A 498-nucleotide genomic window follows, 5' to 3' on the forward strand; every position below is an offset into this window, starting at 1 on the left:
AGGGGAGTGGCTGCGACACGGAATCACATAGAAATTATGGTAACAATTCTTACGTTAGATTTACAGGACCTTCTTGATCTCATCATACAAGACGAGCACGAAGGCACCACCAGTACCTCTGAGGACGTTGGAGAAGGCTCCCTTGAAGAAGGCCGAGGTTCCCTCGGTCTTGGCAATGGTAGCCCAGCAGTGGATGGTGTTCTTGTACAGGATATCGCTCTTGGCACGACCAGACTGCATCATCATGCGCCTACGGACTGTGTCGAAGGGATAGGAGATGATACCGGCGACTGTGGTTACGGTCTGAGCGATGGCCCAGCTGATTACAATGGGTGTGTTCTTAGGGTCGGGCAGCATGCCGCGGGCCGTGTCGTAGAAACCGAAGTATGAGGCACGGTAGATGATGATACCTTGCACGGACACACCGAAACCTCTGTACAGACCGATCAGACCGTCGGACTTGAAGATCTTGCTGATGCAGTTTCCGAGACCGGAGAA

1 protein-coding gene is annotated in these 498 nt (G+C 52.8%); it reads right to left on the reverse strand.

From position 1 onward, the window contains the following. Positions 1–60: 60 nt before the first annotated feature. On the reverse strand, positions 61–498 hold a 438-nt coding region (locus F0U44_RS24400), incomplete at its 5' end, for an MC/SLC25 family protein (RefSeq protein WP_149730645.1).

Source organism: Nocardioides humilatus, from assembly GCF_008373755.1.
Taxonomy (GTDB): domain Bacteria; phylum Actinomycetota; class Actinomycetes; order Propionibacteriales; family Nocardioidaceae; genus Nocardioides; species Nocardioides humilatus.